Source organism: Methylobacterium nodulans ORS 2060, assembly GCF_000022085.1.
GTDB classification, from domain to species: Bacteria; Pseudomonadota; Alphaproteobacteria; order Rhizobiales; family Beijerinckiaceae; genus Methylobacterium; species Methylobacterium nodulans.
Window position 1 is genome coordinate 1622300 of record NC_011894.1, and the last position, 26364, is coordinate 1648663.

The 26364-nt window shown below is 71.7% G+C and carries 30 protein-coding genes; 11 read left to right on the top strand and 19 right to left on the bottom strand.

Translation table 11 applies throughout. The features are described from left to right. The first annotated feature begins 26 nt into the window (after positions 1-26). Complete coding sequence (locus MNOD_RS07390; RefSeq protein WP_015928221.1) at positions 27-890, top strand: MCP four helix bundle domain-containing protein; 864 nt, start codon at positions 27-29, stop codon at positions 888-890. 33 nt (positions 891-923) lie between these two features. Here MNOD_RS07390 and MNOD_RS07395 read toward each other — a convergent pair whose 3' ends face one another. From MNOD_RS07395 to MNOD_RS07415, 5 genes are all read right to left on the bottom strand, one after another. Then, positions 924-1808, bottom strand: a complete 885-nt coding sequence (locus tag MNOD_RS07395; protein WP_015928222.1) for a phosphatidate cytidylyltransferase — start codon at positions 1806-1808, stop codon at positions 924-926. Continuing rightward, positions 1808-2581: an isoprenyl transferase gene (locus MNOD_RS07400; protein ID WP_015928223.1), complete on the bottom strand. Its 774-nt coding sequence runs from the start codon at positions 2579-2581 to the stop codon at positions 1808-1810. The genes MNOD_RS07395 and MNOD_RS07400 overlap by 1 nt, the downstream gene beginning before the upstream one ends. Positions 2582-2652: 71 nt before the next feature. Further along, positions 2653-3216, bottom strand: a complete 564-nt coding sequence (gene frr, locus MNOD_RS07405) for a ribosome recycling factor (protein ID WP_015928224.1) — start codon at positions 3214-3216, stop codon at positions 2653-2655. A gap of 121 nt (positions 3217-3337) precedes the next feature. Continuing rightward, positions 3338-4060 carry a UMP kinase gene (pyrH, locus tag MNOD_RS07410; protein ID WP_015928225.1) on the bottom strand — a complete coding sequence of 241 codons (723 nt, stop codon included), beginning with the start codon at positions 4058-4060 and terminating at the stop codon, positions 3338-3340. Positions 4061-4211: 151 nt separating this feature from the next. Then, the gene (locus MNOD_RS07415) at positions 4212-5150 is read right to left on the bottom strand and encodes a class I SAM-dependent DNA methyltransferase (protein WP_015928226.1); all 939 of its coding nucleotides are present in this window, start codon (positions 5148-5150) and stop codon (positions 4212-4214) included. A gap of 77 nt (positions 5151-5227) precedes the next feature. On the opposite strand from MNOD_RS07415, the gene MNOD_RS07420 reads away from it, so the two are divergent. The 4 genes from MNOD_RS07420 (at position 5228) to MNOD_RS07435 (ending at position 9282) form a co-directional block, all read left to right on the top strand. Beyond that, positions 5228-6265, top strand: coding sequence for a ligase-associated DNA damage response exonuclease (locus MNOD_RS07420; RefSeq protein ID WP_015928227.1), 1038 nt, complete (start codon positions 5228-5230; stop codon positions 6263-6265). Further along, entirely contained in the window at positions 6262-7974 is a 1713-nt protein-coding gene (locus MNOD_RS07425; protein ID WP_015928228.1) for a cisplatin damage response ATP-dependent DNA ligase, read from the top strand. The genes MNOD_RS07420 and MNOD_RS07425 overlap by 4 nt, the downstream gene beginning before the upstream one ends. After that, entirely contained in the window at positions 7971-8471 is a 501-nt protein-coding gene (locus tag MNOD_RS07430) for a secondary thiamine-phosphate synthase enzyme YjbQ (RefSeq protein ID WP_015928229.1), read from the top strand. Before MNOD_RS07425 ends, MNOD_RS07430 begins: the two co-directional genes overlap by 4 nt. A 145-nt stretch (positions 8472-8616) precedes the next feature. Beyond that, on the top strand, positions 8617-9282 hold the full coding sequence (locus tag MNOD_RS07435) for a response regulator (RefSeq protein ID WP_015928230.1): 666 nt from the start codon (positions 8617-8619) through the stop codon (positions 9280-9282). A gap of 4 nt (positions 9283-9286) precedes the next feature. Here MNOD_RS07435 and MNOD_RS07440 read toward each other — a convergent pair whose 3' ends face one another. From MNOD_RS07440 to MNOD_RS07470, 7 genes are all read right to left on the bottom strand, one after another. Then, the gene (locus tag MNOD_RS07440; RefSeq protein WP_015928231.1) at positions 9287-10003 is read right to left on the bottom strand and encodes an ABC transporter ATP-binding protein; all 717 of its coding nucleotides are present in this window, start codon (positions 10001-10003) and stop codon (positions 9287-9289) included. Continuing rightward, positions 10000-10758, bottom strand: coding sequence for an ABC transporter ATP-binding protein (locus MNOD_RS07445; RefSeq protein ID WP_015928232.1), 759 nt, complete (start codon positions 10756-10758; stop codon positions 10000-10002). The genes MNOD_RS07440 and MNOD_RS07445 overlap by 4 nt, the downstream gene beginning before the upstream one ends. After that, on the bottom strand, positions 10755-11639 hold the full coding sequence (locus MNOD_RS07450; RefSeq protein WP_015928233.1) for a branched-chain amino acid ABC transporter permease: 885 nt from the start codon (positions 11637-11639) through the stop codon (positions 10755-10757). The genes MNOD_RS07445 and MNOD_RS07450 overlap by 4 nt, the downstream gene beginning before the upstream one ends. Beyond that, a complete protein-coding gene (locus tag MNOD_RS07455; protein ID WP_015928234.1) occupies positions 11639-12502 on the bottom strand; it encodes a branched-chain amino acid ABC transporter permease in 864 nt (287 codons plus the stop codon). Before MNOD_RS07455 ends, MNOD_RS07450 begins: the two co-directional genes overlap by 1 nt. Positions 12503-12625: 123 nt before the next feature. After that, positions 12626-13843: an ABC transporter substrate-binding protein gene (locus tag MNOD_RS07460; protein WP_015928235.1), complete on the bottom strand. Its 1218-nt coding sequence runs from the start codon at positions 13841-13843 to the stop codon at positions 12626-12628. 49 nt (positions 13844-13892) lie between these two features. Continuing rightward, entirely contained in the window at positions 13893-15134 is a 1242-nt protein-coding gene (locus MNOD_RS07465) for a metal-dependent hydrolase family protein (RefSeq protein WP_015928236.1), read from the bottom strand. A gap of 29 nt (positions 15135-15163) precedes the next feature. Further along, positions 15164-15793, bottom strand: coding sequence for a TetR/AcrR family transcriptional regulator (locus tag MNOD_RS07470; protein WP_015928237.1), 630 nt, complete (start codon positions 15791-15793; stop codon positions 15164-15166). A 258-nt stretch (positions 15794-16051) separates the two neighbouring features. On the opposite strand from MNOD_RS07470, the gene MNOD_RS07475 reads away from it, so the two are divergent. Next, complete coding sequence (locus MNOD_RS07475) at positions 16052-16300, top strand: hypothetical protein (protein WP_015928238.1); 249 nt, start codon at positions 16052-16054, stop codon at positions 16298-16300. Positions 16301-16399: 99 nt separating this feature from the next. Here the strand turns inward: MNOD_RS07475 and MNOD_RS07480 are convergent, their stop codons facing one another. Both MNOD_RS07480 and MNOD_RS07485 read right to left on the bottom strand, forming a co-directional pair. After that, positions 16400-16846, bottom strand: coding sequence for a VrrB protein (locus MNOD_RS07480; protein ID WP_015928239.1), 447 nt, complete (start codon positions 16844-16846; stop codon positions 16400-16402). A gap of 146 nt (positions 16847-16992) precedes the next feature. Continuing rightward, positions 16993-17250, bottom strand: a complete 258-nt coding sequence (locus MNOD_RS07485) for a hypothetical protein (protein ID WP_015928240.1) — start codon at positions 17248-17250, stop codon at positions 16993-16995. A gap of 389 nt (positions 17251-17639) precedes the next feature. Between MNOD_RS07485 and MNOD_RS07490 the strand changes: the two genes are divergently transcribed. Continuing rightward, positions 17640-18308, top strand: coding sequence for a sigma-70 family RNA polymerase sigma factor (locus tag MNOD_RS07490; protein ID WP_043750634.1), 669 nt, complete (start codon positions 17640-17642; stop codon positions 18306-18308). A gap of 49 nt (positions 18309-18357) precedes the next feature. Here the strand turns inward: MNOD_RS07490 and MNOD_RS07495 are convergent, their stop codons facing one another. From MNOD_RS07495 to MNOD_RS07510, 4 genes are all read right to left on the bottom strand, one after another. Beyond that, positions 18358-18624, bottom strand: a complete 267-nt coding sequence (locus MNOD_RS07495) for a hypothetical protein (protein WP_015928242.1) — start codon at positions 18622-18624, stop codon at positions 18358-18360. A gap of 107 nt (positions 18625-18731) precedes the next feature. After that, positions 18732-20438: a SulP family inorganic anion transporter gene (locus MNOD_RS07500; RefSeq protein WP_015928243.1), complete on the bottom strand. Its 1707-nt coding sequence runs from the start codon at positions 20436-20438 to the stop codon at positions 18732-18734. 135 nt (positions 20439-20573) lie between these two features. Continuing rightward, entirely contained in the window at positions 20574-20846 is a 273-nt protein-coding gene (locus MNOD_RS07505; RefSeq protein WP_015928244.1) for a helix-turn-helix domain-containing protein, read from the bottom strand. 100 nt (positions 20847-20946) lie between these two features. Continuing rightward, entirely contained in the window at positions 20947-21501 is a 555-nt protein-coding gene (locus MNOD_RS07510; protein ID WP_015928245.1) for a metallophosphoesterase, read from the bottom strand. Between the two features lie 417 nt (positions 21502-21918). On the opposite strand from MNOD_RS07510, the gene MNOD_RS07515 reads away from it, so the two are divergent. Further along, positions 21919-22413, top strand: a complete 495-nt coding sequence (locus MNOD_RS07515; protein WP_015928246.1) for a Ros/MucR family transcriptional regulator — start codon at positions 21919-21921, stop codon at positions 22411-22413. Positions 22414-22434: 21 nt separating this feature from the next. Here MNOD_RS07515 and MNOD_RS07520 read toward each other — a convergent pair whose 3' ends face one another. Continuing rightward, positions 22435-22986, bottom strand: a complete 552-nt coding sequence (locus MNOD_RS07520; protein WP_015928247.1) for a PaaI family thioesterase — start codon at positions 22984-22986, stop codon at positions 22435-22437. Positions 22987-23242: 256 nt separating this feature from the next. Here MNOD_RS07520 and MNOD_RS07525 point away from each other — a divergent pair, with 256 nt between their 5' ends. The 3 genes from MNOD_RS07525 to MNOD_RS07535 are packed head-to-tail and all read left to right on the top strand — an operon-like array spanning position 23243 to position 26194. After that, positions 23243-24616, top strand: coding sequence for an MBOAT family O-acyltransferase (locus tag MNOD_RS07525; protein WP_015928248.1), 1374 nt, complete (start codon positions 23243-23245; stop codon positions 24614-24616). Next, entirely contained in the window at positions 24603-25583 is a 981-nt protein-coding gene (locus tag MNOD_RS07530) for a hypothetical protein (protein WP_015928249.1), read from the top strand. The genes MNOD_RS07525 and MNOD_RS07530 overlap by 14 nt, the downstream gene beginning before the upstream one ends. Then, on the top strand, positions 25580-26194 hold the full coding sequence (locus MNOD_RS07535) for a GDSL-type esterase/lipase family protein (RefSeq protein WP_015928250.1): 615 nt from the start codon (positions 25580-25582) through the stop codon (positions 26192-26194). Before MNOD_RS07530 ends, MNOD_RS07535 begins: the two co-directional genes overlap by 4 nt. Positions 26195-26364: the final 170 nt, after the last annotated feature.

The following is a 26364-nucleotide window of genomic DNA, read 5'->3' on the forward strand; positions in this document are numbered from 1 at the left end:
ATTGTAGTCTTGGTGGGATTGCATTGATGAGAATCGGAATCCGCTCCCGTCTCTATGCTGGATTTGGCAGTCTGGTTCTCATCACGGCCGGGCTCGGAGGATTCTCGCTCTATCAGCAGAGTTCCATCGTCGGGCAGTTCGAGCAGCGTGCCCGGTACGACCAGCGCGCCCGCACCGTGTTCGATGCCGAAGCGCAGGCGACCCGGCTCGCCGGATTGTCGGAGATCTATCGCAGCACCTGGAGCGCCGAGAGGGTCCCCCAGATGGAGGAGGCCCGCCACGCCACCGAGACGATCAGCGCGACGATGGCCGGGGGCGCCTTGTCGGAGGAGCGGCGGCAGATCTACACGCGGATGCGGGACGAGGCGCAGGCGCTCAAGGGCGAGCTGCAGCGGCTGGCGGCGGCCGGGTCCGCGATCGCGTCCGAGAAGGCCAAGCTGTTCACGGGCGGCGACGAGCTCACGCGGGCGACCGACAGGCTCCTGGCCGAGATCCGCGCGCGCGGCGATGCGGCGCAGGTCGCCCAGGGCGCGCTCGTCGAGGCTGCCGTGCTCCTGGTGCGGGTCGCGAACTGGCGCTTCCTCGCCACCCTCGATCCCAAGGGGCCGGCGACCTTCGCGATGAATGCCGGCAAAGCCGAGGCGGCCCTGAAGAGCCTGCGTGGCCGCGATCCCGAGGGACAATTCACCGGTTCGATCAAGGCGGTGGAGGGCAGCCTGGCCCTCCTTCTAGCGCTCCAGTCATCCGGGAAAGAGGAAGCGGGAAGGGGCGGAGAATCCGGAAAAGGGCGAAGACCTTGTGATCCGGTCTGCGAAGGCTCTGTTTGGAGACCGGACCATCGCGCCCCCTTAAGTGAAGTCGATATCCGCTGGTCTGTCGCAGGTTTTTGACGGAAAACCGCGGGGCACTGTTCCGAAACCTGCTTAGAGTCCGGCGGCGAGAAGGATGCCGGCGAGCAGAGCCACGGCGAAGAACCCGTCGAGACGGTCCATCACGCCGCCGTGGCCGGGGATCAGGCGGCCCGAATCCTTCGCGCCGTAGGCCCGCTTGAGAGCGGATTCGGCGAGGTCGCCGCCCTGGCTCAGCACCGAGCCGAGGGCGGAGAGGAGGAGGGCGGGGCCGAGCGGCAGGCTCGTCTGCGCGCCGAGATGGGTCGCGCCCGCCGCCACCGCGCCGCCGACGAGGGTCGCGCCGAGCAGCCCCCCGCAGAAGCCCGACCAGGTCTTCTTCGGGCTGACCGCCGGCCACAGCCTGGGGCCGCCGAGGGTGCGCCCGGTGAAGTAGGCGGCGATGTCGGTGGTCCAGACGACGCCGAACAGCCAGAGCGGGCCGGCGAGCCCGATGCGGGGATCGTCCCGCAGCAGCACCGGCACCAGGGCGACGATGGCAGCGCAGGCGAGGCTCAGCGGGGCCCAGAGCCGGCCCGGCCGGGGCCGGGCGACGAGCGCCAGGACGGCACCGCCGCCGATCCCGAGGCCCAGGAGCGGCAGCGGCGGCAGGGCGAGCCGCGCCCCGACGACGAGGCCCGCCAGCACCAGCCCGGCCAGGGCGAGGAGAGGCCGGTGCGGCCCCGTGCGGGTGATGGCGAGCCACTCGCCCACGATGGCGAGCCCGGCCGCGAGCCAGATCAGCGCGAAGAACCAGCCGCCGCTCAGGGTCGCCGCCAGAACGAGCAGGCCCAGCACCACGCCGGACACGGCCCGCACCCCGAGTTCGCTCGCCGGCCAGGGCCGAGGTCTGTCCGGGGCCGGGCCCGGGGGCGGGGCGGAGCCCCCCGTGGAGGCGGGGGCGTCCCCGCGCTGGGCCATCAGCCGGCCTGTGCGGTCAGGCCGCCGAAGCGGCGCTCGCGGCTCTGGTACTCGCCGACCGCCGCCGCAAAGGCGGCGTGGTCGAAGTCCGGCCACAGGTCCTGGATGAACACGAATTCCGAATAGGCCGTCTGCCAGGTGAGGAAGTTCGACACCCGCTGCTCGCCCGAGGTGCGGATCACGAGGTCGGGGTCCGGGATGCCCTGCGTGTCGAGGGCGGCCGCCACCGTGCCGAGGTCGATCGCCTCCGGGCTCAGGCGCCCCTCCTGCACGGCCCGGGCCATCGCCTGGACGGCGCGGACGATCTCCTGGCGCCCGCCGTAATTGAACGCGACCACAAGGGTAAGCCGCGTGTTCTGGGCGGTGCGCTCCTCGGCCTCGCGCAGCAGGGCGGCGATGTCGTCGGCCAAGCCCCGCCGCTCGCCGATGATCCGCACCCGCACGCCGTTCGCGTGCAGGTCGGCGAGGTCGCGGCGCACGAACAGCTTGAGCAGCCCCATCAGGTCGGCCACCTCGGAAGCGGGCCGGCGCCAGTTCTCCGACGAGAAGCTGTAGACGGTGAGATACTGGATGCCGAGGTCGATCGCCGCGCGCACCGCCCGGCGCACCGCCTCGACCCCCCGGCGGTGGCCCTCCGCCCGCGGCAGGCCGCGGCGGGCCGCCCAGCGCCCGTTGCCGTCCATGATGATGGCGACATGCGCGGGAACGCCGCGCTTAAGCCCGGCGGTCTCGGCCGTGCCCGCGAGGAGTGCCGTCTTGCTGTCGCCCGCCATCCCGGCCTAACCTGCGCGCGGACCGGGCCCCGACCCGCGCGTCCCTTCCTGACGATCCATGCCGGTCCGGATCAGACCTGCATGATCTCCTTCTCCTTCGCCGCCAGGGTCTGGTCGACCTCGGCGATGTGCTGGTCCGTGATCTTCTGCACCTGATCGGCCTGACGCTTCTCGTCGTCCTGGCTGATGGCGCCATCCTTCTCCAGCTTCTTGAGCAGGTCGAGCCCGTCGCGGCGCACGTGGCGGACGGCGACACGCGCCTCCTCGGCATATTTGTGCGCCACCTTGACCATCTCCTTGCGGCGCTGCTCGCTCATCTCGGGGATGCGCAGCCGGATGGTCTGGCCCTCGGTCATCGGGTTGAGGCCGAGGTCGGATTCGCGGATCGCCTTCTCGACGGCGCTCACCATGCCGCGGTCCCACACGGCGACGCTGAGCAGCCGGGGCTCGGGCACGCTGATCGTCGCGACCTGGGCCATCGGCATCACGGCGCCGTAAGCCTCGATCTGGATCGGATCGAGCAGGGTGGGGCTCGCCCGACCGGTCCGCAGCGAGCCGAGATCGTGCTTGAGCGCATTCACCGCACCCTGCATGCGGCGCTTGAGGTCGGCGAGATCGAAGGTGGGGGTGGCCATTCCTGCTCTTCCCGAGACGGACCGTGCGTCGGGGGGGCGGGCGTCTCACGCGCCCGCCTCCCGTTCCGGCTTCAATGGACCAAAACCCGACCTGCCGCAAATGGCTCCGCGGACGATTGCTTCACGGCACCACGCGGGTCGCGGGCGCTTCCCCGGTCAGGATCGCCGTCACGGAGCTCGGCGGATGGACCGAGCCGACCACCAGCGAGAGCCGGCTCTCGCGCGCGAGCGCGAAGGCGGCCGTGTCCATCACCTTGAGGTCGCGGGCGATGGCCTCGTCATGGGTGAGCCGGTCGTAGCGCACGGCCTGCGGGTCGTATTTGGGGTCGGCCGAGTAGACGCCGTCGACCTGCGTCGCCTTGAGCACGGCGTCGCATCTCAGCTCGGCGGCCCGCAGCACCGCCGCGGTGTCGGTGGTGAAGAAGGGGTTGCCGGTGCCGCCGGCCAGCACCACGACCTGCCCCTTGTCGAGGTGGTGGAGCGCCGGCTGGCGGGCATAGGTTTCGCAGATCGTCGGCATCGACACCGCCGACATGGTGCGGGCGGTGACGCCCGCGGCGTTGAGGGCCGTCTCCAGCGCCAGCGAGTTCATGACGGTGGCGATCATCCCGAGGGAGTCGCCGGTCGCCCGGTCGATCCAGCCTGCGGCGGAGACCCGCGCCCCCCGGATCACGTTGCCGCCCCCGACCACGAGCGCGACCTGGATGCCGGCCGCGACCGTGCGGGCGATGTCCTCGGCGAGCGCCGCGAGGGTCGGCGGATGCAGCCAATAGCCGTCCGGGGCGGCCAGAGCCTCGCCGGAGAGCTTCACGAGCACGCGACGAAACGGCGTCGTCTCCGACATGGGGCCTCCTGGCTGGAATCGAATGCGGGCGGGTTCTACCCCGCGCTCCCGGACCCGTCGAGGCGGGATCGTGCCAGTGGGAAGCGGGGATTGAGGCGGCCCGGGCCGCCCCCTTTGCATCCCGGACGCGGGACGCGCCGGGGAGGGGGGCTCAGGCGGGTTGGGCCAGCACCGCGAGCCAGCCCGGCACGTCCTCTGCGCGCTCCCGCCGGGTGGAGGCCGCCGCGAGGGTCACGATGGCGAGCCCGGCGGCTGCGGCCTCTCGGCGCACCAGGGCCTCGCCATGGGCGTAGCGCCCGTCCGGGCCCAGCACCGCCCCCGCCCCGTCATGGGCCTGCAGCGTGAAGGCGAACAGCCCGCCCGGCACCAGGGCGCGGGCGACGCCCGCGAAGACCGGCCCGAGGTCGCGCAGATACACGAACACGTCCGCCGCCACGACGAGGTCGACCCCCTGCGGGGGGTGACCGGCCAGGAAGGTCCCGATCTCGGCCTCGTGCAGGGCCGCGTAGCGCCCGAGCCGCCGCGCCTCGGCGAGCATGCCGGGCGACAGATCGACGCCCTCGATCCGGTCGACGAGATCGTCGAGCGCGCGCGCCGCGAGCCCGGTGCCGCAGCCGAGGTCGAGGGCGCGCCGGAAGGGGAGGGGGCGGTCCCGCGCCGCCGCGAGCAGCGCCTCGCGGATCATCGCCGGGGCGCGGTAGCCCAGGCCCTCGACGAGATGCCGCTCGAAGCGGTCCGCATAGCCGTCGAACAGGGCCCGCACATAGGCGGGCGACAGGGCGGCCTCGCCCGCCTGCTCGCCGAGCTGCGCGAGGCGCAGCCGCGCACCGAGCGCGTCGTCCGGATCGAGGTCGAGGGCCGCCGCGAAGGCGCGCCGGGCGCGCTCGCGGGCGGCCGGATCCTCCGCCGCCAGGGCCTCGCGCGCGCGGCCGAGCAGCAGCCATGCCGGCACATAGGCGGGCACCCGCTCCAGCACCTGCTCGGCGAGATCGGCGGCGGCGGCGGCATCGCCCTCCGCCAGCGCGGCCTCGGCCCAGACGTAGCGGCGGTCGGCGAGGAGGTCGCCGGAGGAGCGGAGCGGCACGGCCATGGACGAATGATGAATGCGGCGAACGGGAATCGGTCGAGGCGCGCCTATATACGGTCTCGCGCAGGTCCCGGACCAGCATGGCACGCAAAGACGCCGACATCCTCTGCCTCACCCGCGAGGGCCTCTACTGTCCCCTCGGCGACTTCCACGTCGATCCGGTCCGCCCGGTGCCGCGGGCGCTGATCACCCACGGCCACGCCGACCATGCCCGCGCCGGCCACGGCCGGGTGCTCGCCACCCTCGAGACCCTGCGCATCATGGCGGTGCGCTACGGCGAGGATTTCTGCGGCGCCCGCCAGGAGGCGCGGCTCGGCGAGGCGATCCGCCTCGGCGAGGTCACGGTGCGCTTCGCGCCCGCCGGCCACGTCCTCGGCTCGGCGCAGATCGCGATCGAAGCCGGCTCCCGCCGCATCGTCGTCTCGGGCGACTACAAGCGGGCGCCCGACCCGACCTGCCGGCCCTTCGAGGTGGTGCCCTGCGACGTCTTCATCACCGAGGCGACCTTCGGCCTGCCCGTCTTCCGCCATCCCGATGCGCGGGACGAGGTCCGCCGCCTGCTCGATTCCGTGCGGCTCTTCCCCGAGCGCACCCACATCGTCGGCGCCTACAGCCTCGGCAAGGCCCAGCGCGTGATGGCGCTCCTGCGCGAGGCCGGCTACGACGCCCCGATCCACCTGCACGGCGCGCTGGACAAGCTCACCGCGCTCTACAAGCGCGAGGGCGTCCCGCTCGGGGAGACCCCGAAGGTGGCCGCCGCCGACCGGCCGAAGCTCGGCGGCGCCATCGTGCTGTGCCCGCCCTCGGCGATCCAGGACCTGTGGTCGCGCAAGTTCCCCGACCCCGTCACGGCCTTCGCCTCGGGCTGGATGCGGGTGCGCGCCCGGGCCCGCCAGAAGGGCGTGGAACTGCCCCTCGTCATCTCCGATCATTCGGACTGGGACGACCTCTGCCGCACCATCCGGGAGACGGGGGCCGGCGAGGTCTGGGTCACGCACGGCCAGGAGGACGCCCTGGTGCATTGGTGCGCGACGCAAGGCATCGCGGCGCGACCCCTCCACATGCTGGGCTACGGCGACGAGGGCGAGGCGGAGCCGGCCGTGGAGAGCGCCGCGTGAACGACTTCGCCCACCTCCTCGACCGCCTCGCCTACGAGCCGCGCCGCAGCGCCAAGCTGCGGCTCCTGCAGGACTTCTTCGCGCATACGCCGGACCCGGACCGCGGCTTCGCGCTCGCCGCCATGACCGGCTCCTTAAGCTTCCGCGAGGCGAAGCCCGGCCTGATCCGCGGCCTCGTGGAGGAAAGGGTCGATCCGGTCCTGTTCCGGATGTCCTACCATTATGTCGGCGACCTCGCCGAGACGACCGCCCTGATCTGGCCGGCGCCGGAGGCCGCCGCCCCCGATGCCGCGGGAAGCGGCCACAACAACCCGCCGCCTCACGTGCCGAGCCTCGGCGAGGTCGTCGAGGCGCTGGCGACCATCGGCAAGGGCGAGTTGCCTTCCCGCCTCGCCGGGTGGCTCGACAGGCTCGACGAGACCGGGCGGTGGGCGCTCATCAAGCTCATCACCGGCGAATTGCGGGTCGGCGTCTCGGCCCGCCTCGCCAAGACCGCGGTCGCGAGCCTCGGCGGCTTCGAGGCCGACGCCGTCGAGGAGGTCTGGCACGGGCTGAAGGCCCCCTATCGGGCGCTCTTCGCCTGGGTGGAGGGAAGGGCCGAGCGGCCCGAGACCCTCAACCCCGCCCCGTTCCGGCCGCCGATGCTCTCGCATCCGGTCGACGAGGAGACCGACTTCGGCAAGCTCGACCCCGCAGCCTTCTGCGCCGAGTGGAAGTGGGACGGCATCCGGGTGCAGCTCGTCGGCGGGCGCGACCGGGCCGGCGATCAGGTCGCGCGCATCTACTCGCGCACCGGCGAGGACATCTCGGGCGCCTTCCCGGACCTCGCTGCGGCGATCGGCTTCACGGGGGCGCTCGACGGCGAGCTTCTGATCCTGCGCGAGGGCCGGGTGCAGAGCTTCAACGTTCTCCAGCAGCGCCTCAACCGGAAGGCCGTGACGCCGAAGCTGCTGCAGGACTTTCCCGCGCATGTCCGCGCCTACGATCTCCTCGCCCTCGACGGGGAGGATCTGCGCGCGCTGCCCTTCGCGGAGCGCCGCGCGCGGCTGGAAGCCTTCGTGCGCGGCCTCGACCATGCCCGGATCGACCTCTCGCCCCTCGTGCCCTTCGGCGACTGGGAGGAACTGGCCGCCGCCCGCGCCGATCCGGCGAGCGTCGGGGCGGGCGAGGATGCCGAGGCGATCGAGGGCGTGATGCTCAAGCGCCGCACCAGCGCCTATGTGCCGGGCCGGCCGAAGGGGCCGTGGTGGAAGTGGAAGCGCGAGCCCTACCGGGTCGATGCGGTGATGATGTACGCCCAGCGCGGCCACGGGAAGCGCTCCTCCTTCTTTTCCGACTACACGTTCGGGGTCTGGCGCGATTCCCCGGAAGGCGGCGAGGAGCTGGTCCCGGTCGGCAAGGCCTATCACGGCTTCACCGACGAGGAACTGGCCAAGCTCGACCGCTACGTCCGCAACCACACGGTCAAGCGCTTCGGCCCGGTCCGCGAGGTCGAGTACGGGCTTGCCAAGGGGCTGGTCCTGGAGATTGCCTTCGAGGGGCTGCAGCGCTCGACCCGGCACAAGTCGGGCGTGGCGATGCGCTTTCCCCGCGTGAGCCGGGTCCGCTGGGACAAGCCGCCCGCCGAGGCCGACCGGCTCGAGAGGCTGCACGAGATCCTGGAGCGCGGCGAGCGCGAGGTGATGCCGGGACGGGAGATGGTGCCATGAGGCGCATTGAGAGGATCGCCGAGGGGGAGGTGACGCGGCAGGTCACGGGCCGGCTCACCGTCGCGACGCAGGGGCAGGGCTTCACCGAGATCACCGCCGACATCGCGGGCTTCGTGCGCGAGAGCGGCCTGACGCAGGCTCTCCTCACGGTCTTCTGCCGCCACACCTCGGCCTCGCTGACGATCCAGGAGAATGCCGACCCGGACGTGCGCACCGACCTCCTCACCGCCCTCGACCGGCTCGCCCCGCGCCAGGGCGCCTACCTCCACGACGCCGAGCTGCCGGACCGATTGCAGGGACGGATGTTCTACCTGCATCGGGACGAGGGTCCCGACGACATGCCGGGCCACATCCGCACGATGCTGACCGACTCAGGCCTCGCGATTCCGGTGATCGAAAGCCGCCTCGCGCTCGGCACATGGCAGGGCATCTACCTGATCGAGCACCGGGACCAGCCGCATCGCCGGGAGGTGATCCTGCACCTTGCCGGCGCGTGATCGGGCGGGACAGCGCGGATTTACGCAGCGCGCCGAAATTGTCGGCGGGGCCACAAAGGCTTAAGTTCGGTGCCAAGAATTCCGTGCCAAGAGAGCCGCCCGGTCGCCGGGTCCGAGGCTCCTTCGCGTGGGCGGGAGGCGCCGCTTGAGTTCCGAGACCACCATCGTCGTCGCCGACGATCATCCGCTCTTCCGGGGCGCCCTGCGGGGCGCGGTCGGCGCGATGCTGCCGGAGGCCCGGATCGTCGAGGCGAGCGGGCTCGACGCACTGACCGCCCTGCTCGACCGCGAGGACGAGGTCGACCTCATCCTCCTTGACCTCACCATGCCGGGCGTGCAGGGCTTCTCCGGGCTCATCTACCTGCGGGCGCAGCATCCGGCGATCCCCGTGGTGATCGTCTCGGCCAACGAGGATCCGGTGGTGATCCGCCGGGCGCTCGATTTCGGCGCCGCGGGCTTCATTCCGAAATCCCTCGACATCGACGAGATCGGCGAGGCGATCCGGCAGGTTCTGGCGGGCGGGACCTGGGCGCCGCCGGACATCGCCCTCTCGGCCTCCGAGGACAAGGAGACCGCCGACCTGATGCGCCGGCTCGCCACGCTCACGCCCCAGCAGGTGCGGGTGCTGATGATGCTGTCCGAGGGGCTCCTCAACAAGCAGATCGCCTACGAGCTCTCCGTCTCCGAGGCGACTGTGAAGGCGCATGTCTCGGCGATCCTCCAGAAGCTCGGCGTCGAGAGCCGCACCCAGGCGGTGATCGCCTCCTCGCGCATCGGCGCGACGCTGAAGCCCCCGGCCGGGGTGGCGTGAGCCTTCAGGCGGCCGAGCGGCCCGCCCGGCCGAGATAGAGATCCGCCGCCCGCTCGTCGGCCAGAAGGCCGTCGGCCGGGCCCTCGATGGCGACGCGCCCGCCGTCGAGGATGTAGCCGTGATGCGAGATCGCGAGCGACTGGCGGGCGCGTTGCTCCACCACGAACACGGTGACGCCGAGATCCGGCAGGCGCCGGATCAGCGCGAAGGCATCCGCCACCCGGGCGGGGGCGAGCGCCGCGGTCGGCTCGTCGAGGACGACGAGCCGCGGACGGGGCATCAGCGCGCGGGCGAAGGCGAGCTGCTGGCGCTCGCCCCCCGAGAGGCTGCCGGCCCGGGCGCGGCGGCGCTCGCGCAGGAGCGGGAAGGCGTCGAACAATTCCTCGATCCGCCGCGCCCGGTCGGGGACGCCGGCCACGACCTGGAGGTTCTCGCGCACGCTGAGCGCCCCGAACACGTTGCCGACCTGCGGCACGTAGCCGATGCCGCGGGCGATGCGCGCCTCGGTGGGGAGCCGGACGATGTCCTCCCCCTCGAACAGGATGCGGCCGGCGACCCGCGGCAGCAGCCCGAGGATCGCCTTGGCGAGGGTCGACTTCCCGGCCCCGTTGGTGCCCGCGACGGTCACGATCCGGTTCGGCTCGAGGGTGAGCGAGATCCCGTTGAGGATGTCGACCTCGCCGTAGCCCCCGCGGACGTCCTCGATGACGAGCAGGCTCACGCCGCACCTCCCAGATAGGCTTCCCGCACGGTCCGGTCGGCGAGCACCGCCTCGGGCGGGCCCGCGGCGATCACGCGCCCGCGGTCCATGACCGCGAGCCGCGGCACCAGACGGGTGAGGGCATCGAGGTCGTGCTCGATCACCAGGAAGCCGATGCCCCGGGCGTTGAGCTCCAGGATGCGCTCCATCAGCTCCTCGATCAGCACCGGGTTCACCCCCGCGAAGGGCTCGTCGAGGAGGATCAGCCGCGGCTCGACCATCAGCGCGCGGCCGAGTTCGAGGAGCTTCTTCTGGCCGCCCGAGAGCCGGCCGGACGGCGTGTCGGCCACCCGGGCGAGCTTGAGGAAGCGGATCGTCTCCTCGACCTGCGCGGCGATCGCCGCCTCCTCGGCCCGCACCCGGGAGGGCCGCAGGAACAGGCCGAGGAGGCCCTCGCCGGTCTGGTTGGGGGCCGCGGCCATCAGGTTCTCGCGCACGGTGAGGTGGCGGAACTCCCGCGGCACCTGGAAGGTGCGCACCATGCCGGCCCGCGCCCGGGCGGCGGCGGGCAGCGCGTCGATGCGCCGGCCGTCGAGCCGCACCTCGCCGGCATCGGCCCGCAGGAAGCCGGAGACGACGGAGAACAGGGTCGACTTGCCCGCGCCGTTCGGCCCGATCAGGCCGAACAGCCCGCCCGCCTCCATGCTGAGCCGCACGCCGTCGAGGGCCCGGAAGCCCCCATAGGCCTTGCTGATGTCCCGGATCTCGAGGGTCATCGCTTGGTGTAGTCCCCCATCAGGCCCTGGGGCCGGAACATCACGAACAGGATGAGGAGGAGCCCGACGACGCCGATCCGCACCGAGGCCATGTCGACCTCCGAGATGCCCGGCACGAGGTCGCGCAGGAAGCGCGAGCCTTCGAGGAAGGCCATCAGGATGGCGGTGCCGACGACCGCGCCCGAGACGCGCCCCACCCCGCCCATGATCATCGCCATCCAGACGTAGAAGGTGACGAGGGGCACGAACTGCTCGGGCACGATGTAGGTGATGTAGTGGGCGTAGAAGGCGCCCGCGATGCCGGCGAGCCCCGCTCCCACCACCAGCACCTGCACCTTGAGGCGGGCCGGGTCCTTGCCGAGCGCCGTGACGGCCTCCTCCGCGTCGCGGATCGCCTCGATCAGCCGGCCGAAGGGCGAGGCGGCGATCCGCCGGATCATCCAGACCGCCGCCAGGGTGACGGCGAGCACGGTCGCGAGGGTCGCTCCCTGCGCGGCCGGGCCGGTGAGGCCCGGATAGAGGCGCGGGATGCCGGGCAGGCCCTGGACGCCGTTCGTCAGCCAGCGCTCGCTCGTGACGACGATGCGCACCACCTCCGAGAAGCCGAGCGTGACGATGGCGAAGTAATCGTCCCGCAGGCGTAAGGCGACGAGGCCGAGGGGCCAGGCGGCGAGGCCCGCGAGCAGGGCGGCGGCGGCGAAGCCGAGCGGCACCGGCACGCCCTTCAGAGCGAGCAGCGCGCTCGCATAGGCGCCGATGGCGAAGAAGCCGACATGGCCGAAATTGATCAGGCCGGTGAGCCCGTATTGCAGCGTCAGCCCGAGGCTGAGCAGCATGTAGATCAGCGCGATGATGGCGATCGCCGCCAGATAGGCTTCCATCAGCGGGCCCCCTCGACGCGGCCGAACAGGCCCCGCGGGCGCACCAGCAGGACGGCGAGCATGATCGCGAAGGCGACGGCGATCTTGTAGGTGAAGCCGACGATCGGGGTCGAGACCTCCTGGGCCATGCCGAGCAGGAGCCCGGCGAGCACGGCGCCCGCCGGCGAGCCGATGCCGCCGAAGATCGCCGCCGTGAAGGCCGGCAGCAGGATCTCCCAGCCGCTCTCGGGGGCGACCACGGTCTTGATGCCGAGCATCATCCCGGCCGTGCCCGCGACCGCGCCGGCGAGCAGCCACAGGGCCACCATCACCCGGCCCGGCCGGATGCCGGAGACGCGGGCGAGATCCCGGTTGTCGGCCACCGCCCGCATGGCCCGCCCGATCGGCGTGAGGTAGAGGAGCCCGAAAGTGACCGCGAGCGCGGCGAGCGCCACCGCGCCGAGCTGCAGGTCGATCGGCGCGATGCGCAGGCCCCCGACCAGGTAGGGCCGGGCGAGCGGCACCCGGAAGACCTGCTGGCCGTGCCCGAACGCGACCCCGAGCCCGGCCCGGATGACGAAGCCGACGCCGATCGAGGCGACGAGGAGCGCCACCACCGAGCGGTCCGCGAGGCGCCGGAACACCAGGGCGTAGGCGAGGAGCGAGGCGGCCGCGCCCGCGACGAGCGCCGTGACGCCGGCCGCCGCGAGCGAGCCGGTGGCGCGGTGCACCATCAGGGCCGCGTAGGCGCCGAGGGTCATCGTGTCCCCGGTCGCCGCGTTCGGGAAGCGGGCGATGCCGAAGACGAGCGTGATCGCAAGCGCCGAGAGCCCGATCACGAGTCCCTGCACGAGGCCGTTGAGGAGGAGTTGCGCGGTCGCCATGCGGGGCCGGGATCTGTCGATCGTTCAATGAGAACAAGGGGTTTGGGCAAGGGGTTTGGGATGGAGCGCGGGAACCCCTCTCCCGCACGGGAGAGGGGTTCCCCATGCCCTCTCGTGAGGGCGTCAGATCTTCACCACGTATTTCCGGTTCAGCACGCCGTTCTGGATCAAGGACACGCCGAAATCCGGCGTGACGTCGCCGTATTGGTCGAAATCCAGCACCGAGGAGGCGCCCTCGTAATTGATCTTGCCCGCCTTCAGACCGGCCTTGCCCTCGGCGAAGCTGGAGACGGCCGCGCCCGGCGGGTTCGAGACCTCGCGCAGTTTGGCGACGATCGACGCCGTGTCGGTGGCGCCGGCCGCCTCGATGGCGAGCGCGAGGCAGGTCACCATGTCCCAGGTCATCGCCGCATAGACGTTCGACTGACCCGGCACGCCCATCGCCTTGCGGTAGGCCGCGTCGTAGGCCTGGAAGGCGGGGGCGGTCTCGTTCGAGATCGAATCGACCGAGATCACGCCCTCGACCACCTCCGGCCCCGTCGCCTTGACGAGTTCCGGGCTCCCCGCCCAGCCGGGCATGATCCACTTCACGTCCTGGCCGGTCTGGAACCACTCTCGCATCAGGATGGTGGTGTCGGCGAGATAGGAGCCCGTGACGATCACGTCCGGCTTGGCGGCGAGCACCTTCTGCAGCTCCGAGGCATAGGTCGGCTGGTTCGGCTCGTAGACGACCGCCTCGACCACCTTGCCTCCCTTGGCCTCCCAGGCCTTGCGGAAGCCTTCCGTGTTGCCGATGCCCGAGGCGTTGTTGAAGGCCATGGTGGCCGGGCGCTTGAACCCTTCCTTGACGCAGATCTCCGCGAAGGCGCGGCCGAAGCGGTCGTTCGTCGCCTGGAAGCGGAAGCCGAGGTGCTTGGCATTGGCGGGCGGCACCGACAGGGCGGGCGCGCCCGAGCAGTGCAGGAGCGGGATGTTCGCCTCGTTGGTGAGCGGGATCACCGCGAGCGAGACGCCCGACGACCACGTGCCCAGGATCGCCTGCACCTTGTTGACGTCGATGAGCTTCTTGGCGGCGAGCACGCCCGCCTGCGGGTTCGTCTGCGTGTCCTCGGCGATCACCTCCAGCCGGCGCCCGGCCGCGCCGCCCGCCGCATTCACCGCCTCGGCGGCGGCGATGATCATCTTCTGCATGCCCGAGCCGAAGGGGCTGCCCGATCCCGTCACCGGGCAGAGCGCCGCGAGGCGGAAGCGCGCCTCGCCCTGCGCCCGCAGGATGGCGGGGGCCGCCACGAGCGCCGAAGCGGCGCCGGCCGACCTGATGAACTGCCGACGGGTTGTCATCGCGTGTGTCCCCTCCAGGCGGGTGCCGCCTCGTCGTTGATCGGTGCCCTCAGGCGTTCAGTTCGTTCTTGTGCAGCCGGCCGCGGGCCAGGATGAGCGGCAGGTGCCGGCCCTGGCCCGTGAGCAGCGACAGGTCGGCGAGCGGGTCGCCGTCCACCACGATCAGGTCGGCTTCCGCCCCCGGCGCGATCGTGCCGATGCGGCCGGAGAGGCCGATGAGCTCGGCCGCGTTCACGGTGGCGGCGCGGATCACCTCGATCGCCGGCAGCACCCGGCCGCGGATGACGAATTCCTCCGACTGGTGCCGGTGCATCTCGCCGAGGAGGTCGGTGCCGAACGCCATCGTCACCCCCGCCGCCCGCAGGATCTCGAGGGATTCGAGGCCGCGCAGGCGCACGTCGTCGATCTTGTCGACGGAGGTCTGGGGGAAGCCGAGCGAGGCGCCCTCGCTCTTCAGCGCCTCGTAGGTCACCAGGGTCGGGCAGGCGATGGCGCCGCGCTCCTTCATCAGGGCAGCGGTCTTGGCCTCGATCAGGTTCGCGTGCTCCACCGAGCGCACCCCGGCCGTGACCGCGCGGGCGATCGCCTCGTCGGTGTAGAGATGGGCGGCGACGTAGGTCTGGGCGTTGCGCGCCTCCTCGACGATCGCCGTGAGCTCGTCGGTGGAGAAGCCCAGGAAGGCGATCGGGTCGGTCGGAGAGGCGACGCCGCCATTCGCCATCACCTTGATGAACTGCGCGCCCTGGCGGATCTCGTCGCGGGCCGCCGCCCGGCAGGCCTCGACCCCGTCGCAGACGCGCCCCATCGCCCCGAGGCGCAGCGTCTGGTAGCCGGCGTCGCGGTGGTCGTAGCGCCCGCGGAAATCCGCGTGGCCGCCCGTCTGCGACAGGGCCTTGCCGCAGATCACGAGGCGCGGCCCGGTGATCAGGCCCTGCTCCAGCGCCTCCACGAGGGCATGGGTGGCGCCGCCCACGTCCCGTACCGTGGTGAAGCCCCGGTCCAGCATGCCGCGCATGATCCGCGCGGCGTGATAGGCCACGAGGGCGTCCGGCAGCAGCGCGTTGCGGCCGAGATCCACCATCGCGGCGATGACGTGGACGTGGCAGTCGATGAGGCCGGGCATCAGGGTCCGGCCCTTCAGGTCGACGACCCGCGCGCCCGCATCCCGGATCGGCCGGTCCGAGACCTCCCGGATCACGCCGCCCTCGACGCGCACGAAGCGGTCATGCTCGCCTTCGGGCTCACGGCCGTCGAGCAGGCGGGCATTCGCGAAGATGATCGACTCGGACATGGGGAACCTCTTGTCGGGGGCCTTTTGGGTCAGGGGCCGGCGGGCGCGATGCCGGGCCGGCCGCTCAGCATGGCGGTCCAGTAATCGGCCAGCCGCCGGTAATAGACCGGATCATGGCGCAGGATGCTCTGCACGCCCATGCCGCGCAGCAGGCAGAGCGTGGCGTTGAGGGCGGTCTCGACCTCCCGGTCCGGGGCGTCGTTGCCCCGGAAGAGATCGCGCCACGTGGCGTCGAGGGCGGCGTGGAACTCGCGCACCACCGGCACCAGCGCCTCGCGCAGGGCCGCGTTGTGGCGCGCCTCGGTGACGTGTTCGAGCGTGATCAGGAACAGGCGCCCGGAGAACATCTCCCAGAGCCGGTCGATGAAGCCCGGCAGCGCCAGCGATCCGTTCCGGACGAGTTCGGCGAGCGCGCGGATCTCGCCGGTCGAGGTCCGGAGCTGGTGCTCGACCGAGTGGACCACGAGGTCGTCCTTGCCGGTGAAATGGTGGTTGAGCGCGCCGCGGGTCACGCCCGCGCGCTCGGCGATCTCGGCCGTCGTCGTGCGTGCATAGCCGCGCTCCATCAGCAGGTCGAGCGTCGCCGCGATCAGCCGGGCCCGCGTCTCGGCGGTCCGTTGCTCCTGGGTCCGGCGCGGCTTGACGGCGGCTCTCGACATGGCGCGCGACGCTAGGCTGCAACAAACAAACAGGCAAGTATGAATGTTGTGGAAATCTACGCCAACCTGCCCGCGCCGCGGGCGGCAGCGGGAGGACGCTGCGGGCGGCAGCCGCCGGATGCTACGCTGCGCTGGGGACGTTCAGCGGGCGCCGTGGCGCGGATTGCACCGTCATTGGTCAGTCATGCACATTATTCGTTCGGAACGATCGGCGTGCGACTGCCGTTGAGGGCCCATTCCCGCAATGGAGGTGAAGCAATGATGAAGATCGCGCTGATCACCGTGGCCATGGCGGCCCTTGGTCCGGCTCTGGTGAACTCTGCGGAAGCTTATGAATGGGGTGGCGGCAGCTGCGTCGGCTATGGCTGCGTGCGCGCCCTGCACGACGAGGATTATCGGCCGGTTCGGCACTACCGGACCTACGAGGAGCGGCCGGCGGTTCGGGTCTATGAGCGCCGGACCCATCGCGGCTGGCGCCACCACGACTGGGACGATGACGACGAGTGATTGATCGATAGCGGGCGGGAACCTCAGGAGGCTCCGCCGGAACGATCGTTCATGGAGACCGACACCGGCCGGACCGCGAGGTCCGGCCGGTGTCTTTAGTCAGTAGCCGAAGCGGACGTGGCGGTAGCCGTGATGGCGCCAGCCGTAATGACGGCCATGGTGCCAACCGTAGTGGCGCCAGTGATGGTGCCGCCAGCCATAGTGGCGATGCCTCCAGCCGTAATGGTGCCAGTAGGGGCGGTGGTGCCAGCCATAATGTCGCCAATGGTGCCGCCGGTAGCCGTAACGCACCGGATAATAGGCGACGGGGCGATAGCCGTAGTGCACGGTGCGGTAGCCGAAGGGCCGGCCATAGCCGTGCCGGTACCAGCCGAGATGGCGGCCGCGGCCGTGCCATCCATGTCCGCCATGCCACCCGTGTCCGCCGTGCCAGCCCGTCCAGGCCGTGGGCGCGGTCGCCCGCCCGGTCGCCGCCGGCTCGGCCCGCAGGGCGGAGCCGAAGCCGCAGACGAGCATCAGTACGAGGAGTAATCGTCCAAGACGCATCCAGACCTCCTTCCGAGTGAGGGGGCAGGAACGAAGTGCGGCGCGGTTGGTTCCGCAGCGGCGCCCGCCTGCTCAGGACGAAGGAGCGCCGGCGTCGTCGCGACGGCACCGGCCGCAGGGGTCGGTGCCGTTGCGAAGGGCCCCACTCAGTCGCAGCTCTCCTTGTGCACGGTCTTGGACTCGCCGAGGTCGTTCTCCTTGTGCACGGTCTTGGAGCCGCAGCCCACGCCGTCCGAGGAGTGGGTCACGGTCTTCTTCTCGACGGTGCCGGTGGTGCTGCGGTCGACCACCGTGCCGGCCGGGCCATCGCGATGGATGACGGTGGTGTCCTCGGCCCGGGACGCAGTCGACACCCCCGCGACGGTGGCGAGGGCGGCGAGGGCGATCAGCGTATGACGCATCATTCCAGCTCCTTGTTCAGAACCGGCTCCTCAACGCCAACCCCCATGACCAGTTCCGGCCGGACAAAATGCATATCAGGCAATCTTGTCGCACACGAATTTTCAGAAAACATAGAAATCCATCGACACTCCTGACCCCGGCTTGACCGTTCCGATCGATGGGTTTGGCGTCGGTTCCGGCGGTTATGGGCGTCTGTAACGGGGTTGGACTGCATATGGCGCGCCCGAGGGGAAGAATTAGCAATCGGGCAGGGAACGGTTCCTGCTGAACGGCATTCCTGGCCATCAGCTTGGCCGACCTTGACCCGGAGCAGAGCCACTTGCGATCCGATATCCGCGGCCCGATCCCCGATGACGGGCCCCCCGGCGCGGTCCAGGCCGTCGCCGTCCACATGGCGGTGAACGCTGCCCTGGACGGGCGTCCGGACCTGCCGCCATTCCTGCGCGACCATCTGGGCACGCATCTGCGGGCCTGTTACGCCGCGCTGCTGGCCGAGCCGCAGCCGGCGCTGCTCATCGAACTCGTCGGCCGCCTTGAGGCCGCGCTGGCGGTCGTCCGCCCGGCCTTCTCCTTCCGCGACGAACTCCTGGCGACCCTGCCGTCGCTGCGGGCTTTCGCCCTGTCGCTGACCACCACCCTCTCCCAGGCCGACGATCTGGTACAGGAGACGCTGCTGCGGGCCTGGCAGAACCAGCACCGCTTCGAGGCCGGCACGAACCTCAAGGCCTGGCTGTTCACGATCCTGCGCAATCAGTTCTACACGGTTGCGCGCAAGCGCCGCCGGGAGGTGGAGGATGTCGACGACGCGGCGGCGGGCCGGATGGTCGCCCTGCCGGACCAGGAGGACGGGATCGCGCTGCGCGAGGTCTGGGACCAGGTGGCGCGCCTGCCGCCGCTCCAGCGGGAGGCCCTGCTTCTCGTCGCGGTGCAGGGGCTGACCTACGAGGCCGCCGCCCGGCTGATGAACTGCCAAGTCGGCACGGTGAAGAGCCGGGTCAGCCGCGCCCGCACGGCGCTGGTGGAAGCCCTCGGCGGCGCCGGAGCCTGTTTCGAGAGGTGACCCGTCCGGGCGGGATTCGCCCCGCCCGTCCGGTTGCGGCGCCGCGCGCTCAGCGGCGGGTGCCGGAGTTCTTCGACGAGGCCGGATCATGGCCCGGCGCGTAGCCGGAGGCGCCGGACGTGCCCTTCACGCTGCCGGTGCTCTGCATCTCGTGGCCGGGCGTGTAGCCGGAGGCGCCCGTGGTGCCCTTGGCGCTCCCCGATTCGTGCATCTTCTGGCCGGGCGGCTCGTTGTGCGGGTTCGTCGTGCGGGTCTGGGCCACGGCGGCGGTCCCGAGGAGCGCCAGGGCCGTCGCGACGGAAAGCACGCGCTTCATGAAAGGTCTCCCTTCAGGTGGCGGGGGTGCGCCCGGAAGCGGGCAGGACCCTCCTAACGGATCGTCCCGCTGAACCGTTCCGTGAACGGCGCACGCCGCCGTTCGCGTCACGTCTCCACGGTCGCGCGACCGCCGGCCTCCCGGACGGCCTCCGCGACGCTCGACCGGAACCGCACCTGCGGCGGCCGAACGCCGTGGGTCAGCAGCACCCGCCGGATCGGCGGACGCGCGCCCGCGACGGTGACCGTCGCGCCCTGCCGGCCGGCCTTGCGGGCGAAGCCCTCGATCGTCGCGGCCGCCGTCGAGTCGAGCAGCGGCACCTCCGAAAGATCGATGACGTAAGCCTTCGGGCGCTCGCCGAGGCGGTCGAGGGCGGCACCCACGGTCGCGGCGGCTCCGAAGAAGAAGGCGCCCGAGATCCGGTAGACGATCACGTTCGGGTCGCTGGCGAGGCGGGCATCGTAGGGCGTGCGATCGGCCGCCGCCGCATCGGCGGCATCCTCCGCGACGAGCGGCTGGCGGCGCTCCACGTCGACCGCCTGTGCCATGCGGTGCAGGAAGAGCAGCGCCCCGAGCCCGAACCCGACCAGGATGCCCTCCGTCAGGTCGCGGAACACCACGAGGAGGAAGGTTGCGAGCAGCACCAGGGCGTCGCCCCGCGAGGCGCGCAGCAGCGTGGCGAATTCGTGCTTCTCGGCCATGTTCCAGGCGACGACGGCCAGCACCGCCGCGAGCGCCGGCAGGGGGATGAAGCTCGCGAGCGGTGCCGCGACGAGCATGAACACCAAAAGGAAGGCCGCGTGCAGCATGCCCGAGACCGGGCCGCGCGCCCCCGAGCGCACGTTGGTGGCAGTCCGCGCGATGGTACCGGTCACGCAGATGCCCCCGAACAGCGCCGAGGCGATGTTGGCGGCCCCCTGCGCCACCAGCTCGCAGTTGGAGCGATGCCGGCGCCCGGTCATCGAATCGGCCACCACCGCCGAGAGCAGGCTCTCGATGCCGCCGAGGAGCGCGAAGGAGAGGGCGGCCGGCAGCACCTCCATCACCTTGGCCGGCGACAGGGCGGGAAGCTGCGGCGCCGGGAGATTCTGTGGAATGCCGCCGAAGCGGCTGCCAATGGTCTCCACCGGCAGGCCCGCCGCCCAAGCGAGCGCCGAGGCCGCCGCGACCGCGATCAGGAAGCCGGGCCAGTGCGGCCGGAACCGGCGCAGGACCAGGATGAGCCCGATCGCGAGCGCTGCGACGGCAAGCGCGGCCCCGTTGAGCGTCGGCAGGGCCAGGACCAGGGCCTCCAGCTTCGGGATCAAGGGCCCGGGCTCCTTGGCGGGGAGCGTCAGCCCCAGGAGGTCCTTGATCTGGCTCGCGAAGATGATGACGGCGATGCCGGCCGTGAACCCGACCGTGACCGGGTAGGGGATGTACTTGATGAAGGTGCCGAGCCGCAGGAAGCCGATGCCGAGGAGGATGATCCCCGACAGGATCGTGGCGAGAAGCAGCCCGTCGACGCCGTGCTGGTCGACGGTGGCGGCGACGAGCACGATGAAGGCCCCGGCCGGGCCGCCGATCTGGAACCGGCTGCCGCCGAGGGCCGACACGGTGAAGCCGCCGACGATGGCCGCATAGAGGCCCCGGTCGGGCGTGACCCCCGACGCGATGGCGATCGCCATGGAGAGCGGCAGCGCCACGATGGCGACCGTGAGGCCCGCCACGACGTCGGCCTTGAGGTCGGCGAGCCCGTAGCGCTCGCGCAGGATGGTCACGAGCTTCGGTGTGTAGAGGTCTGCGAAGCTGGGCGCGTGCCGCTCTGCGATCATGGCGGGCTGCTCTTCAGGTTGGACGGCGCGGCCGTTAAAGCAGGGTCCGTTCCACCATGAACGGATCCTGCTCCGGGTTTTTGATTGTGCCGCATTTTCTGCGGCGAACCGGGATCCACTTCGTCGGAAAATGCTCTAGCGCGACGGCCCGATCGGCGGGCCCGGGCGGGCGAGCCGCACGCCGCGGCCGCCCTCCCGGCTGGTCGCGTTGTCGCCGATGAGCTCGACCCCGGCCCGGTTGAGCGCATCGACGACCTTGGTGAGGGTGTCGACGATGCCGCGCACGTTGCCCTCGCTCGCCTCCATCCGCTGGATCGTCGGCAGCGACACGCCCGACAGCTCGGCCAGCTGACGCTGGTCGATCCCGAGCAGCGCCCGTGCGGCGCGCATCTGTGCGGCGGTGATCATGCCGGTTCCTCCGCGGGCAATATCCGTACCATAGAGGAATCATGATGTACAGAACATTAGCGATGATGGCTATACGATGAGCCTTTGGGTTCCGTGCGGGTCAGCGCGCGGCGTCGCGCTGCAGCTCGTCGGGCAGGAGCGTGGCAGCCTTCTGGCGGGCGATCAGGGCCGCGACGCCGACCGGCCGGTCGTCCCAGGCGTCGACGCCGACATCGCAGGAGCGGCGCGTGTCGGGGATCGTCCCGTGGCTGTGGCCATAGAGGTGGCGCGTGCCCCGCCACAGGCCCGGCCAGGCCCGGTGGGCGTAATGCGCGAGGAAGAACCGGCATTCCGACCCCGCCCCGTCCGGGATACGGATGCGGGCGCTCTCGGCAGGGGGATCGGCCCAGGGCAGGGTGAGCACCCGGTTGGTGTCGTGGTTGCCGCGGATCAGCCGCTTGGCGCCGTTGAGCCGGGCGAAGATCTCGCGGCAGCGGGCGCGGCTCGCGCCGGCGGCGAAATCGCCGAGATGCCAGACCTCGTCGGCAGGCGAGACCACCTCGTTCCAGAGGCGGATCAGCGTCTCGTCGTGCTCGTCGAGGGAGGCGAAGCGCGTGCGCTGGCGCAGGATATGCGTGTCGCCGAAATGCGTATCGGCGGTGAAGAACGTAGCCATGCGGATCCGGAGCGAGGGCGGATCCTGCGGAGATAGGGGAGGGGCGGCGAGATCCTCGTGGCCGAGCCGCGTGGACAGATGGCGTGGCTCGGGCGGGGCGCACTGCCGATGCGCAGAGCAGGGCCGAGGCTCATGCGGTTGCAACTTCTGTTCTGTATCGATCGATGCAAGTTCGGCATCGATTGCGCGCCGGCCGGCTCCGCCTCCGGCCGGGGCGCCTCTTCCGTAGGGGGACCGGAAAAACCGCGCCATTGCACGCAGGCGGCGGGTCGCGAAACAATACGGCAACCGTAAGTCACCGTATGACAATCGACGATCCGCGGCCGGTGTGATTATTTCGAATTACGCACCTTTGATCGATTGACGGGACAGCGTGGCCGATAGAAACGTTATCAGGCCACGCAATAGGATGTTTCCATGAGTGCAGCTACCGAAGAGACCCCAACCGGTCTGACAGAACTGACGAGCGATATCGTCGCCGCCTACGTGTCCAACAATCGCGTCTCGAGCGCGGAACTGCCCGCCGTGCTGCGGACTGTTTACGAGACGCTGAACGCGTTGCTGTCGCCGCCCGCCCCGGCGCCGGAAAAGCCTGTACCGCCGATCCCGATCAGGAAGACAGTGACGCCGGACGCCATCATCAGCCTGGAGGACGGCAAGCCCTACAAGTCGCTCAAGCGGCATCTCTCGGGGCGCGGCCTCACGCCCGACGAATACCGCCAGAAATGGGGCCTGCCGCCGGACTACCCGATGGTCGCGGCGAATTATGCGGCCCAGCGCTCCGAACTCGCCAAGAGCCTCGGTCTCGGCCAGTTGCGGCGCGAGCGCGCGGCGCAGAAGCGGGCCGCCGCGGATGCGGTGGTGAAGGGGCCGGGCCGCCGGGGCCGCCCGCGCAAGGATCCGGCCGCGTAAACGGCGCCGCGTAGGCGGTGGTCAGTCCGGGGGCGTGACGAGAAGCGGGGCCTCGGGCAGGTCGAACAGCAGGCAGGTGGTGCTGGCGGTGGCGCAGAGCCGGCCCTCCGCATCGGTCACGCGGCCCTCGGCCACCGCCTGCTGGCGCCCGGCATGCACGACCTCGCCCACCGCCGTGACGACGCCCGACGCCTCCGTGACGGGCCGCAGATAATTCACCTTGATCTCGAGGGTCGTGTAGCCGCGGCCCTCCGGCAGCACCGAGTGCACGGCGCAGCCCATGACGCTGTCGAGGAGTGTGGCGAGCGCCCCGCCATGCACGGTCCCGATCGGATTGTAGAGGTGCTCGCCCGCGCCCATCCGCATGATCACCTGGCCGGCTTCGGCCGAGACCATCTCCATCCCGAGCAGGCTGACGATCGGGGGCCTGGGCACCTCGTCGGTCATCAGCGCCCGCAGGAACTCGAGGCCCGAGCGGCCCCGGCCGGCCCGCGCCGTGAGCCGCGGATCGCTCCATTCGACCATCCGGCGCCGCGCTGCGGGCTCCTCGGTCGGGCGGGTCTCGCTCGTCATCGATCGGTCCTCTCGACGGGCCGGGGTCCGGCCTCGCAGCAGATGCCTTGGGGACGCGGGAGCGCCCGGTCGCCGCGCCCTGGCTCCCGCCGTCGCGGCGGGAGAGACGGAACAGGAGGCCGAGCGCCTGCACGGCACGCCGCGAGACTAGAGGAGCGGTCGTCACCGGACAATGAAGCCGGGACCCGGCGTCCCGCGTCATTGACCCGCCCGCCCGCCGGACGCCAGATGCGCGGCGCAGCCCGGACGGCCCGCGATGCCCTTCAACTCCCTCGTCTTCCTGCTGGCCTTCCTGCCGCTCGCGCTCGGGCTCCATGCGCTCTGCGCGGCGTGGCGCCCGGGCTCGAGGGTGCCGCTCCTCGCCGGCCTGTCGCTGGCCTATTACGCCTGGTGGGATTGGCGCGGCCTGCCGCTGCTCGCGGCCTCGATCGGGCTGAACTGGCTCGCGGGCGAGGTCTACGGGCGCACCGGACGCGCCGCGGTGCTCACGCTCGCGCTCGGCCTCGATCTCGCGCTCCTCGGGCTGTTCAAGTATCTCGGCTTCCTCGCCGGGCTGATCGACGCCGTCACGGGGGCCGGGTTCTCCGCGCCGGCCCTGGTGCTGCCGCTCGGCATCTCGTTCTTCACCTTCCAGCACGTCGCCTATCTGGTCGATCTCCGGCGAGGGACGGCGGCGCGGATGACGCTCACCGAATACGCGCTCTACATCGCCTTCTTCCCGCGGGTGATCGCTGGGCCGCTGGTGCGCCCGGCCGAGATCCAGCCGCAATGGAACGCCGCGCCCGCCTGGGACTTGGCCGCCGCACGCGGGCTCCTGCTGCTCGCCGCCGGCCTCGCCAAGAAGGTCGTGCTCGGCGACGGGCTTGCCGCCGCCATCGATCCGCTCTGGGCCGCGGCGGCCGCCGGCACGCCGCTCGCCCCGGCGGCGGCCCTGCAGGCGGTGCTCGGCTACGCGCTGCAGCTCTATTTCGACTTCTCCGGCTATACCGACATGGCGCTCGGCCTCGCCCTGATGGTCGGAATCCGGCTGCCGGAGAATTTCCGGGCGCCGTACCGGGCGACCTCGATCCAGGATTTCTGGCGGCGCTGGCACATCACCCTGTCGCACTTCCTGCGCGACTATCTCTACATTCCCTTCGGCGGCAGCCGGCACGGCCTGCCGCGCCAGTTCGGGGCGCTCCTCGGGACGATGACGCTCGGCGGCCTGTGGCACGGCGCGGGGCTGACCTTCGTGGCCTGGGGGGCGGCGCACGGCCTCGCCCTCGGCCTCCATCTCCTGTGGCGGCGCGCCGGCCTCGCCCTGCCGCCCCTGGCCGGCTGGGCCGCGACCTTCGCCTTCGTGGTTCTCGCCTGGGTGCCGTTCCGGGCGCCCGACTTCGCGACGGCGCTCGCGGTCTATCGCGGGCTCCTCGGCCTCGACGGCGGCGCAGCCGCCGGAGCGGCGCCGGATGCCTGGCCGCTCGCCGCGGTCGCGTTCGTGCTCGCCGTCGCGGGGCCCACCGCCCGGGACCTGACGGCGCGGCTGCCCCTCTCCGGCCGGGTCGCCGCGGCGACCGCCCTTGTCCTCGCCGCGCTCCTGCTTCAGGTCGGCAACGACGCCAACCAGGCCTTCATCTATGCGCAGTTCTGAGCCGGCCCGGCGCTTTCTCGCCCTCACGGCCCTGATCCTGGCGGGTCTGCTCGCGCTCGTGGCCGCGCGGGTCGTGTGGTTCGACGCCTACTGGATCTTCCGCGCCGACCCGCCCTGGCGCGCGGCGACGGCGGGGGCGAACCGCCTCCTCGACCGGCAGACCCGGCGCGCCAAGGTGCTGCAGGCACTGACCCGCACCTACGGCACGGCACTGATGGGCAGCTCGACCGTCTATCACGGGCTCGACCCGCGCGACGTCGAGGCTGCGCCCGGCCCGGTCTTCAACGCGGGCACCTCGGCGATCATCGCCGATGAATTGCCGCTCGTCGCGAGCGTGGTGGCGGCGCGGGGCGGCGTCACGCGGGTGGTGCTCGGGCTCGACTACTACATGTTCTCGCGCCCGGAGGTGCCGGTGCATCTCGATGCCGCGCTCGCCACCGCGACGGGCCGGCTGACCGTGCGGATGGGCTCCGTGCTCGGCCGCTACGCCATCGAGGACAGCCGCCTCGGTGCCGTTGCGGGCGCCGAGGATCCGGGCCACTGGACCTATGACGGATTCCGGGTGACGCCGCCGCTGCCGCCCGCCCTCACGCGCGAGAACGATGCGGCGCGCCGGCGCAGCACCGCCCCGTTCCGCCCCGAGACCCTGGAGAGCCTCGACCTCGTCCTCGACCGCCTCGCGGGCTTGCGGGTCGACGCCTACCTGTCGCCGGTGAGCGAGGCCCAGCGCCGTGTCCTTTCCGACCTCGGGCTCCTGGACGATTTCGACCGCTGGCGGGCGGAGACCCTGCGGGTCGGCGCCCGGCACGGGGTGACGATCCGCGACCTCTCGGACCTCGGCGCCCGCTTCCCCTTCGATCCCGCGGCCGGATCCACGCCGGCCTGGCTCGACAACCTGCACTACACGCCGCTGATCGGCCGCCTCGTGCTGGAGGCGCTCGGCCTGCGCCGGCCGGAGAGGCCGTGACCGACCCCCGCGGCCTCGCCCCGCCGGCCAAGCCCTCGGGGCTGAAGCGGCACGCGCGGCTCGCCGCGCGCGTGCCGCTGGCCGCGGAGCTCGTCCTCCTCGGCGATTCCCTCGCGGCCGGCTGGCCCGCCGCGCAGCTGCCCGCCGGGAGCTTCAACTTCGGCCTGCCGGGCGACCGCATCCAGACCACGCGCTGGCGCCTGCGCGCGGTCGATCTGCGCGCCCTCTGCCCGCGGGCCGCGATCCTCTGGGTCGGCACCAACAATTTCGGCGACGGGGACCCGGTGGCGGAGATCCTCGCGGGCCTCGATGCTCTGGCGGGCGAGCTGCGCGGGCTGTGGCGCGGCGCCGGGATCGTCCTGATCACCCTGCCCTGGCGGGCGCCGGTGGCCGCCCGTCCGGCAGGCGACCGGCCGGCCCTCAACCGCGGGATCGCCGCGCTGGCGCGCGCCCGTGGCGCGGCCCTCCTGGATGCGGAGGCCGCGCTCGGCGGGGAGGCGCAGGCCGCGCGCCATCTGGCGGCGGATCGCCTGCATGTCACGGCGGAGGGCTACGCCCGGCTCGGCGCCGCGCTCGCCCGGCTGCTCGCGGCAGGATCGCCCGAGGGATGAGGCCGCTCGGCCTGCGCCGCCTCCCGCAGCTTCCTCCTCCGCCCTGGTGGTCCGGGCGCGGAGAGCGCGAGCGGACCGAGCACCGGGACGAGACCGCCGCAAGCGGCACGGGCAATGCTGATCCGAAGATCAGAGGCGGTCCCGTGCTGATTCGCACAGGGTTTCCGCAT